9 protein-coding genes and 1 tRNA gene are annotated in these 10,167 nt (G+C 34.6%); 2 read left to right on the forward strand and 8 right to left on the reverse strand.

What is annotated here, in order from left to right; genetic code table 11:
• Positions 1-52: 52 nt before the first annotated feature.
• The gene (locus M0G43_RS00250) at positions 53-580 is read left to right on the forward strand and encodes a DUF4136 domain-containing protein (RefSeq protein WP_411039844.1); all 528 of its coding nucleotides are present in this window, start codon (positions 53-55) and stop codon (positions 578-580) included.
• A 60-nt stretch (positions 581-640) separates the two neighbouring features.
• Here M0G43_RS00250 and M0G43_RS00255 read toward each other — a convergent pair whose 3' ends face one another.
• The 7 genes from M0G43_RS00255 to M0G43_RS00290 form a co-directional block, all read right to left on the reverse strand.
• A complete protein-coding gene (locus tag M0G43_RS00255; protein WP_248022490.1) occupies positions 641-1,015 on the reverse strand; it encodes a hypothetical protein in 375 nt (124 codons plus the stop codon).
• A gap of 190 nt (positions 1,016-1,205) precedes the next feature.
• Positions 1,206-3,353 (reverse strand): SurA N-terminal domain-containing protein, encoded by a 2,148-nt coding sequence (locus M0G43_RS00260; protein ID WP_248022491.1) that lies wholly within the window; start codon positions 3,351-3,353, stop codon positions 1,206-1,208.
• A 154-nt stretch (positions 3,354-3,507) separates the two neighbouring features.
• Positions 3,508-4,797, reverse strand: a complete 1,290-nt coding sequence (locus M0G43_RS00265; RefSeq protein WP_248022492.1) for a hemolysin family protein — start codon at positions 4,795-4,797, stop codon at positions 3,508-3,510.
• Positions 4,798-5,025: 228 nt separating this feature from the next.
• The gene (gene lptC, locus M0G43_RS00275) at positions 5,026-5,577 is read right to left on the reverse strand and encodes an LPS export ABC transporter periplasmic protein LptC (protein ID WP_262917126.1); all 552 of its coding nucleotides are present in this window, start codon (positions 5,575-5,577) and stop codon (positions 5,026-5,028) included.
• Positions 5,578-6,960: a tetratricopeptide repeat protein gene (locus M0G43_RS00280; protein WP_248022495.1), complete on the reverse strand. Its 1,383-nt coding sequence runs from the start codon at positions 6,958-6,960 to the stop codon at positions 5,578-5,580. It lies immediately after the preceding gene.
• Positions 6,961-6,979: 19 nt separating this feature from the next.
• Positions 6,980-8,287 carry a hypothetical protein gene (locus M0G43_RS00285; protein ID WP_248022496.1) on the reverse strand — a complete coding sequence of 436 codons (1,308 nt, stop codon included), beginning with the start codon at positions 8,285-8,287 and terminating at the stop codon, positions 6,980-6,982.
• Positions 8,287-9,015 carry a type III pantothenate kinase gene (locus M0G43_RS00290; protein WP_248022497.1) on the reverse strand — a complete coding sequence of 243 codons (729 nt, stop codon included), beginning with the start codon at positions 9,013-9,015 and terminating at the stop codon, positions 8,287-8,289. The genes M0G43_RS00285 and M0G43_RS00290 overlap by 1 nt, the downstream gene beginning before the upstream one ends.
• A 102-nt stretch (positions 9,016-9,117) precedes the next feature.
• Between M0G43_RS00290 and M0G43_RS00295 the strand changes: the two genes are divergently transcribed.
• A tRNA-Phe gene (locus M0G43_RS00295) sits at positions 9,118-9,190 on the forward strand.
• 102 nt (positions 9,191-9,292) lie between these two features.
• Here the strand turns inward: M0G43_RS00295 and M0G43_RS00300 are convergent.
• The gene (locus M0G43_RS00300; RefSeq protein ID WP_248022498.1) at positions 9,293-9,943 is read right to left on the reverse strand and encodes a fasciclin domain-containing protein; all 651 of its coding nucleotides are present in this window, start codon (positions 9,941-9,943) and stop codon (positions 9,293-9,295) included.
• Positions 9,944-10,167: the final 224 nt, after the last annotated feature.

Below are 10,167 nucleotides of genomic sequence, written 5' to 3' on the forward strand. Positions count from 1 at the left end.
AAAGGCATACAATTATATTATGAATATGATTGGTGAGAGTAAAAGAAAAACAATGAAGATAGCTCATCTTGTGGTGCTGCTTATATTGACATCATCCTGCAGCTCAGTAAGAGTTGCTTCAGACTATGATAAAAATGCTAATTTTGACACCTATAAGACCTTTGCTTTCTACAAGCCAGGTATCGACAAAGCAGAAATAAGCGATTTGGATAAAAGAAGAATCTTAAGAGCTATAGAAGCCGAATTGTTGGCCAAAGGTTTTACAAAATCGGAAAACCCGGATTTGTTAGTAAGCATTTTCACAAAATCAAGAGAGCGTGTGAATGTATATAACAATGGTTGGGGACCTTATGGATATGGCTGGGGTTGGAGCCCTTGGTATTGGAACAACTACAACACTTCAATTTCAACCTCTACTGAAGGAACTCTGTATCTAGACCTTATAGATGCGAATAAGAAAGAATTGATTTGGCAAGGAATGGGAACTGGTTATCTTTCTCAAAAAATGGACAAGAAAGAAGAACGAATCAAAGAATTTGTTGCAAAGATTATGGAAAAGTATCCTCCAAAATCAAACTAAAAACTTCAAAAAAGGCCTGTACAAAATACAGGGCTTTTTTTTTGATCAAAATCCGTCGAATTAACCTCGGGAAAGATATAATTTCATTTGCTTTTCATTAAAAATTTTTCTGAACTTTTCGCGTTCATAATCTTTAACAAACTCCAAATCTTTCTTTGCTTGCAACTTTTCTTCGTTATCTCCACCTGTAATATTCATAATGGATTCCAAATAAGCTTTTTTAGGTTTAGAAATTCTCAAAACTTCCATTACCAAATATTCTTGCTTTTCAGACAATTGCAACATTTCCTTTAGCTCGTTGCATTCTGCCCGGGCATCTGCCTCGTGGGTTGAATTTGAAGTTTCAGCTATCCTATCTTCTGCTACTGTGTTTTGAGCCAAAGCTTTTGGAAGGCCTGAGGCAAATAAAAAGCATATAATTATTATAGTCTTCATTGGCATTATAAATTAAATGATTCAAGAATTGAATATACAAATTTTAAACTTAATTGATATATAATTATCAACATTTATAATGTGATGACCTACAAATAAGCTAATTAAGTGCTAAACAAATTAATAAAACAATATAAAAAAAGAGGCTTTAGAAAAGTAAAGCCTCAATCATTTAAAATGTCATAAAATATTAATAGAACTTCGCTCTATGATCTTCAATGTCCGCCGCTTCTTTTAAAGCATTATACACTTTGGTTTGAGCTTCATTAACTCTAGCAGTTGTTAGTCTATTGGCAACAGCTTGGTAGTTATCCAATTTAGGTGCTTCTGTTTTATTGGTAACCTTTACCTTGTAGACTCCTTTATCTCCATCTATTAGACCTGTAGATTCACCAACTTTCAATCCGAAGGCTGCTCCCACAACTTTTGGCTCAAGGCCAGCTCCAGATAAAGTGGGGTTTTTCATATTCACAGCGGAAGCATTTGTAGTTGCAACATTTTGGTTCTTGGCGATTTCCTCAACGGTTGTTCCTTTTATTTTCTCTCTGATCATTTTCGCTTTCTTCTCTTTTCTGATTTCAGGAATTACAGTTGCCGAAGCAGCCTCTACACTCATCAATCCTTTTTTGTTAATTCCTGATAGTTGAACCACTACATAACCACCTCCTGGAATAGAAAACCGTTTAGTATCGCCTACTTTAGTGCCATCTTCAAATGCCCAACGCACAATAGGTCTTTGACTTCCCAATCCTGGAATGTTTTCATCTAACTCTTTCATTCCATTGACAGGTTTTACAGCTAAATCCTTTTCCTTTGCTACTTCTTGGAAATCTTTATCCTGTATAGCAATTTCGAAATTGGATACATTATTGAAAGCAGCATCAATTGTTCTTTCAGAAGCTTCAATTTTTTGACCTAAAGTTGCAACTTTGATCAACTTGCTTTCGCCTTTTTGTCCTAAAATTTCAATAACGTGAAAACCAAAATCAGATTTCACGACTCCCAAATCTCCTGTTTTGTTCTCGAACGTATAGTCTCTAAATGCAGGCACCATGGCATTATAAGCGTACCAATCCAGTACTCCTTCTTTTTCGTTGCTTACCTTATCAGCAGAAAAATCCAATAGGCTGACAAACTTTTTTCGATCAGCTTTGATAACTTTCAACAAACTGTCTGCAGTTGCTTTAGCTTGTTCTTCTGTTTGAATAGTTTCTTCAGTCGCAGATCGAGATCCTAAAAATGGAATAAGAATATGTCTTGCTTTAACTGAATCAGGAAGATTTTTTTCCGCAACAATTTTCGTCATCTTATACATGCCTCCATCTTTATATGGACCATAATATTCACCAACACCTAATTTAAATAAACTATCCTGAATGGTTGTGGGAAAGCTTTCCTTCTTCACAAAAGCATCGTTGTATTTTACATCTGAATAAGTGTTAATAAATGTCTCTATATCCTTGGCGTTCTTGAAACCTAACACAGTATCATTCAATTTTGAAACATCGTTATATTCAACTCTGTCATTCATCATCGAAACAACATTTTTATTAATTTCATCTTCATCTTCTAATGACGCTACTTCCTTAAATTCGACAAAATTGATATCTCTTGATGCTTCAACTTCAAATTTCTTCTTGTGCTTATCTATATAATCTGAAATTTCAGATTTTGAAATATTGACAAGACTGTCTGAAATTGTAGAGTAAGGCACCTGTACATACTGTAAATCTACTGTTTCATTTTCCAAGTTATATTCCACTTGGGCTTCTCCTAAAGTGCTAGAAATACCAGCCTTAATCATGTTAAAGTATGTCTGTTGCTGACCGCTTACTGCAATTGAGTTTTCACTCTCAACCCAATCACTGTAATTTATCATAGAATTTCCTAGAGGCGCTCTTTCAGGACTGATGGCCTTCAAATTGGCAATAAACTCATTAAGTTTGTTTTCGTCAAACACACCTGCTTCGTTACTGAAATCTGGAATACTAGCAAGATTTTGCTTCAACAATTCTCTCATTTGGTCCTTCTCAACACTCAATCCAAGTTCTTCAAATTGTTTTTGCAAAACAACTTTACGTACTTCTTGATCCCAAACACGGTTCATTGCTTGGGTTGAAGTACCGTTCGGCCCCATTTGACGCTGCACCATTTCCACTTGACTCATAAAGCTTTCACGGTGTATATCTTCTCCTTCAATAGTGGCTATAACATCTTGCGAGCCTGAAAATGCAGTTGAATTTCTGAACAAGTCGGAAAGAACAAATGCAAACAATGCCAAAGCAATAATAGCTATAAGGAAAACTGAACGTTGTCTAATTTTATTTAAAACTGCCATTTTGTTATTATGTATTTATAAAATATAAGTGCGCGAAAATACCATTTTCTATCAAATAATGAAAGTAGAAGCTATATTTTTTGAAACAGGACAGGTGATGTGTAGAACTTTGTTGATGAGTTGAATAAAACCTGCCACATTTTATATAGAAAGACTAGTCCTCATCTAGGATTTTAAGAGAAACTAAATCTATTTTTGTAGTCGTTACTTCCAGAATGGTAAATAGAAATTTTTCTATTAGTACTTGGTCATTCACTTGAGGAATTTCTTCAGTTTCATCGACAATCAATCCGCCCAGTGTTTCATAGGTATCACTTTCTGGGAGATCCAATTTATAAGTTTCATTGATGTAGTCAACTTCCAACCTTGCTGAAAATTTATAGTTGCTTTCATCAATTTTTTCCTCAATCAATTCTACAGTATCATGTTCATCTTCAATTTCACCTACCAATTCCTCAACTATATCTTCCACTGTAATAATCCCCGAAGTTCCACCGTATTCATCAATAACAATGGAAATACTTTTTCGCTTTTTTGTGAGCAAATTCAGTACATCCTTGACAAGCATTGTCTCTGGCACAAACTCAACTGGCATCACAATCGACTTGATGGATTTTGGCTTTTTAAACAATTCAAAAGAGTGCACATAACCTAAAATATCATCGATTGAGTCTTTGTAAACCACAATTTTTGACATTCCTGTTGAAGTGAACAAGGCGCTCAAATCTTTGATAGAATCCTCTATATCAACAGCTACAATTTCGGTACGAGGAATCATGACTTCTCGCGACTTGACTTCAGAAAATTCAAGCGCATTTTGAAAAATCTGTATTTCGCTGTCTATTTCATCATGTTCTTCAACAGATTCCATTTGTTCGCTGATGTAATTGCCAAGCTCTACTTTTGTCATTGCCAATTGCACGTCGTCATCGTGACCTTTAAATAAGTATTTTATAACAATGTTTGAAATCCAAATGACAAAATCTGAAATGTACCAAAACATAAGATAAAAAATGTATGCTGGTATCGCCAATAGTTTTAATAAAGTGTTGGCATATATTTGAAAAAATACTTTTGGCAAGAATTCCGCAGTAATAAGAATAATGAGTGTTGAAATGATGGTTTGTGTCAACAAACTCAAATCATTCAATAAGTAATTCAAAAAATCATAGTTGGTTGGCAGCATAGATTTGAACCAAGCAACCAGCTTATCTCCCATCAAAAAACCGTAAACAACCAATGCAATATTGTTGCCGATGAGCATGGTTGCAATAAATTTGGAAGGCTTTTCGGTAATTTTGGATAGTACGGCAGAAAGAACACCACTTTGCTTCTTCTCAATCTCTATATGAATCTTATTTGAAGACACATAGGCAATTTCCATACCTGAAAAAAAGGCCGATAGAATTAATGATAAAATAATGATTAACAAATAGACATCCATGATCTATTTCTTGTTTCTATCTTCGAACCGCTTCATGAAGTTCTTTTTGAAAAAGTACATAAAAACTGCAAGAACAGCAAAAAACATCAGCATATATGCCCTATTTCTATCTATATTCCAGTTTCTGTAAGTTTCATAAAGAAAGAAAACAGCAATGAATAAATAAGCATATTGGAAAAATTTTTGAAGTTTCATGTTGAAAATTTATAATTGGGCAAATATAACCAATTATTCATCCAAATAGATTATCCCAGTTACTTCCAAAGCTTCAAAATGCTTAAAATCTTTGTCGGAATTAAAACCATTGCCAGTAATGATTTTGGTGGGTGATACCATCTTGAAAGCTTCGTTTGTGAAAATCTGCTCATTCTTTTGATCGTAGTAGAGCTGATTTGCAAAAATACTATCTCCTTGCTGTGTGATTATAATGACATTATCCTGTAAATCAATCAGATCATTCTGGTCGTAAGAGATAGCATAGTCTGAAAGAATTGTGCTCTGGCGGCCTTTGTCATAAAGCATCAGTTTGATGCCTTCGGGAAACTCTGTGAAGGCAAATTGACGGTTTGAAAAATCCTTCATTTTCGGGCTCAAAAGATTGGCCTTAACCTTACCGGAATCTGTGTATTTTAAATTGATATGCTCTGCAATACCTATCGGCTCATTTTGTAAAACTCCTATTTGCTGAATTTCCTTAAAATTGTCTTTACATGAAAAAAACATAGTCACAACGATGGCTGTGACTATGCTTTTAATTATATGTGAATTTTTAACTATCATTTATAGTTTAGGAACTGTAACGCTCATACCAATCCAGCATCCAATTCTGATGGTTGTTCCTTCACAAGAACATCCAAATATATCTTGTCTAGATGGCGCTTTACCTTCATAACTTGCTGCCAATTGATTTGCATATGAAGAGATGCTCCCATCAACTTTTGCAGCCTTACGAGCTTCCGCAGCAGCTAACCAATATACCGCTCTTTTGTTAAATACTGTATCTCCACAGTCGTTAGCACTTGCAGCATACATTTGTGCAATTTCCAAATAAGCTCTACCCATTGAAGGACTCAAACTCAAGGCTTTTTGGAAGTAACTTCTGGCAGAACCATATTGACCTTTCTTTCTTAAGCTTTTTCCAATATCGTAAGCTCTTTTAGCTTTTTTCAAAGGATCTGTTTCTAACTCATAAGCTTCATCCAAATATTTATTACCTTCTGATGTTTTACCTTGAGAGAACAATAAGTTCGCCACAAAATATTTCGTGTCAGCAGATGGAGCAGCGGCATCGTAAGCCTTTACCAATGTGGTGTATAATGGATCTTCTGTACATTCTTTGTTGTACATTCGACTTACAGCTCTTTGCAACCATTCAGAATCAGTCTTATTAGCCTCAAAATCTCTTTTATAAAGTGGAATCAACACCTCACAGTTGGCAAGTTGTCCCAATTTAGTATCCATACTTGTGGAAATATTATTATAGTTTTCCAAGTAGCTCTCATAAGAAGTTTTGTATTGTTGTTCTTTAGAAGTTAAGGCTGTTCCAGCTTCTTCTTTCTCCACAAGTGGATTCATCAACAAAGTATAATTATCAGTCTCTTTACTTATTTTATCACTTACATCATCATATTTATCAAACACAGCTTGTACTTCAACTTCTTTAGCGTCATGCATATCCACTACTGTAGAAAAATAAATGTAAAGTGCTCTCGGACTTTTAAAGTTTTCTAAATCTTCATTGTAAGCTCTGTCCAACATGTCATAAATTTGTTTGTTGGTTGCTTTCAGGTCTTGTCTATAATCGTACATCAATTCACCTTTGTCACTCAAAACACCACCTTTTGTATAGTGAGACGGAAAATTGACCACAGCTTCATCCCAAAGCTTCATAAGGTCATTCAAGTAACCTACCTTTTCCGTACCAGTAGAGTTTTCAATTTTATGCTTTAGGATTTTCTCGCCATAAGCATAAATAGCTCTATTGAACTTTGGACATTTACTTCTTACTTTCATCCATGGTCCATAAGCCTCGTTAAATTTTTGACTCTTGTAGTAATCGGTAAAGATTGTTAAGTTAGTCATGCACTCTTCATCTTGCTGAGCAAAACTTTGGCCAAAACCAAACAAAAAGGCTGCAACTACTAAAATAATTCTTGTTTTCATCGTGTTATTCATTATATAATTAATCGTACTTTCTCTTTTGGAACCATCTATCATTTAAAGATAAACTAAATTGAAGGTTTATAAAATTCTCTTGAATTAAATTTTGGTTAGTGGTTCCACGCTTTCCAAACTCTAGACCAATGTTTCCATTTGAAAAAAATCCTCCTATTGGTAATCCTAATCCAAAAGACATGCCAAACTCTTTTATAGCTTCATTATTAATCTCTAAACCGGTATGGTCAAAATGTAATCCAGCTCTATAAGTTACTCTCTTCCAGTATTTTGAAAATGAATCATAATCAGGAATATAAAAACCACCAATAGCCATCGTTGATGCATTTACAAATTTTGCATTGGTAACACTAAAAATTGGGTTTGAGAATTTACTGGTATTTTGAAATGTAAATTCTGTTCCTATAAACCATTTCTTTGGCTGGCCAACACCTGCACCAAATGATACTCTCGACGGCAACGTTAGATCAGTTGATTTTAAACCATCACCTTCAAGATCCGCATCAACCGTATTGATAACAAATTCTTGTCCTGTTAGGGAGTTGATTACAATTGTGGAAAAAGATCGAGTGTTATTTGATGAAAGCGTACTCTTTGGAGCATATGTAAAACCCGATGACAGTTGCAGCTTCTCATTGAGCATAGTTTTATAGCTCACACCAAAATTGATATTCAACCCGCTTAAATCAGACCTATTATCTTCTCTTGATTGATATTGAACCAACTCACCGTCTCCACCATAAACAAAGGCAATCGCGCTATTTTGAATATTTCCAAAATTATAGCTAGCGTCAACACCTAGACTCAAATCATCGTTGATCTTATAACCAAAACCTATAAAAGCCTTATTGACGCCCCCTTCTCCTCTATATCGATTTGATATTTTACCGTCAGAATTACTTGCTTCCAACTTATATCCTACAGAAGTGTATGGCAGCAAACCAAAACCTAAACCAAAATCACCTAAAGGAATATTTAAAGCGAAATAATCAAACGTTGTGGTATTGGCTCTATCGCTACCAGAATTACTCTTTAGACCTATCGAGCTATAACTTCCACCTATTGCAAACTTCACCGGTCTGCTTTCGTCATTATATAATTTTAGATTAGGCCCAACATAGCTTGCAGGATTTCTTAAGTTGACATGGATACTATCGGTAAAGATGCTTAAGCCTCCCATACTTCTATTTTCAACTGTACCTTTAAACTTTAGACTACCTATTCCGTAGAACGAATAAGGAGACGCTACACCTTCTTGAGCATGCGATTGAAATGCAAGAACAGCTATGAAAACTACCAGAAGTCTTTTTATCATTAGTGAGAATTAAATTCTAGAATAAAATTCAAACCTTCCAAAAGAAAATTTGAGTTGGCAAATATGCTATTTTTTAATTGTTTTGACAAGAAATTGGCGTCACCGCCTGTTAAAATAACTGTTAAATCTTCATATTCTTCGCGATATTCATCAATCATACCGTCAATTTCTTTCAAAACACCAAACACAACACCAGAATGAATCGAGCTCATTGTACTGTTGCCAATCAATTGATTTGGCATTTCGATATCTAATAACGGTAAATTTGCCGTTAGATTATTTAAAGCTGTATAGCGCATCCTAATCCCAGGAGAAATTGCACCGCCTAAATAGTCATTGTTTTGTGTCACAAAATCATAAGTAATGCAAGTTCCCGCATCAATAATCAAGACATTGGAACTCGGAAATTGTTGCACAGATGCACTTACCAAGGCGATTCTATCAACACCAAGTGTTCTCGGTGTAGCATATAAATTTTTAAATGGAATATGGACCTCGTGGTTTAACACGAGCATTTCCAATTTTGAAGCCATTATCTTAAATATGGTATCATCCAATTTTCCTACGGAACAAATAATTCCTTTCTCTATCGATATGTTTTCTTGGAGAATAGCATCAAATGTTTCAAGCACATTTTCATGCCTTGTATCTTCTTTTTTTAATATTCTATTCTTTTGAAAAATAGCAAATTTCACAAAAGTATTACCAACATCTATTATAAGGTTCATGAGTAAAATGAAAGCTGTAAATTTACAAAAAGGAATTTTTATATATTTTCGTTTTGTGAATTATAAAATTGAGTATATATTTGCATCCGCATTTAAGCAACTGGTACCTTAGCTCAGTTGGTAGAGCAAAGGACTGAAAATCCTTGTGTCCCTGGTTCGATTCCTGGAGGTACCACCTTAAGAACCGCAACTTTAATAGTTGCGGTTTTTTATTTCATGAAAGTTATGAAACCAAAAAAGCCCATTAGCTGGGCTTTTTTATTGCAAATTCAAGCATTTATTTTTTCGACATCAAAACCGTATCGATTACATATACAACACCGTTTGATGCAGGTTGATTACCAAGTACGACTTGAGCTTTTTTCCCAGTGGCGTCCTTAATGACATATTGGTCGCCATCCATCATCAAGGTTAATTCATCTCCCTTAACGGTCTTTACTTTGTAACTACCTTTATTATTTTTGATAGCGTCTGCCAATTGTTCAGGACTTATTTTGCCTGGTAACACATGGTATTGTAGAACCTCTTTCAGCATTTGTTTGTTTTCTGGTTTCATCAGCTCCTCACGTTTCTTCTCTGGCAACTTTTCAAAAGCATGATTGGATGGCGCAAACACTGTATAATTACCTGGTTCAGATAACATATTTGTCAAATCAGCGGATTGAAGAGCTGTGACCAATGTAGTCAAATCTTCATTTTTCATTGCTTTTCCAGTAATGCTATTTGCTCTAGCTTCTTCTTTTGCTGCATTTTCTTTAGCTTCTCTCTCCAGTCGCTCCTGTTCAGCTTTTTTAGCTGATTCCATTTCTACTCTTTCGGCTTCAACACGTGCTTTATCTGCTTCTTTCTGTTCATCCTTACATGACGTGAAAGTGAGAAAAATTGTAAGCAGAAATATTGTGACAATTTTCAAATCTTTAATTTTCATGATATTAGATTTTAAATGGTTATTAATTTATATACGATCCTAAAATTTTAATGGTTTGATTGAGCTATTGGTTTAATAAAAAATTAACAGACATATAAGCACAAATACACCTCATTTTTATATGGAATGAGGTACTAATTAAATCATAACGGCTTACCATTACACCAATTATTATGATACATTTGTTTTAGCGATTGATTTTACTTGGAAGATAACACTGAAAT

It is taken from the genome of Subsaxibacter sp. CAU 1640 (assembly GCF_023156585.1).
Lineage (GTDB): Bacteria > Bacteroidota > Bacteroidia > Flavobacteriales > Flavobacteriaceae > JBPOFM01.